The organism is Methylobacterium oryzihabitans (assembly GCF_004004555.2).
Lineage (GTDB): Bacteria > Pseudomonadota > Alphaproteobacteria > Rhizobiales > Beijerinckiaceae > Methylobacterium > Methylobacterium oryzihabitans.
The window spans coordinates 1-780 of sequence record NZ_SACP01000084.1 but is presented as its reverse complement, the minus strand read 5'-3'; the positions used below and the strand labels follow the sequence as shown (position 1 = coordinate 780).

Genomic DNA, 780 nt, shown 5'->3' with positions numbered 1-780 from the left:
GCTGGTGGCCGACAGCGGTTTTGCGGCGCTGGCCTTCCTCGCCGCCCTGAGCCGCCGCGGCGTGACCATCGTCACCCGCCTGCGCCTCGACGCGGCCCTCTACGATCCGGCCCCGCCCCGCCGGCCGGGCACGATCGGACGTCCGCGCATCAAGGGCGCGCGGCGCCCGACCCTGGCGCAGGGTCTCGTCGAGGAGGGAACACCCTGGCACCGGCTCACGGTACCGGGCTGGTACGGGACCGGCGAGCGCACCGTCGAGGTCGCCAGCGACACGGCCGTCTGGTGGCACGCCGGCCTGCCAGTGGTGCCGATCCGCTGGGTGCTGATCCGCGATCCCGAGGAGCGCTTCTCTCCCCAGGCGCTGCTGTGCACCGACCTCGCCCGTGATCCCGAGCAGATCCTGACCTGGTTCGTGCGGCGCTGGAGCGTCGAGGTCACGTTCCAGGAGACCCGCGCCCATCTGGGCGTCGAGACCCAGCGCCAGTGGTCGGACAAGGCCATCGCTCGCACCACACCCTGCCTGCTCGCCCTGTTCTCGATCGTCACCCTGCTGGCCGCGCGACTGCCCGCCCGCGACCGCAAGGCGGCGCAGGCCGCCTGGTACCCAAAGGCGCAACCCACCTTCTCGGATGCGCTGGCCAGCGTCCGCCGGGCTCTCTGGAGGGAGCAGGCTTTGGCGACGTTCCGGCGCAAGCGACACAGAACGAAACCTCGCTTCACTCTGCCGCCACCCTGGGCCTACGCCCTCTGCACCGCTGCCTGAATGGCCAAAGTCGAGCT

1 protein-coding gene is annotated in these 780 nt (G+C 71.7%); it reads left to right on the top strand.

Going from position 1 to position 780, the window contains the following annotated elements; translation table 11 throughout:
- Positions 1–763 (top strand): IS701 family transposase (locus EOE48_RS28445; protein WP_187371587.1); only part of this gene is annotated, 763 nt, incomplete at its 5' end.
- Positions 764–780 lie beyond the last annotated feature (17 nt).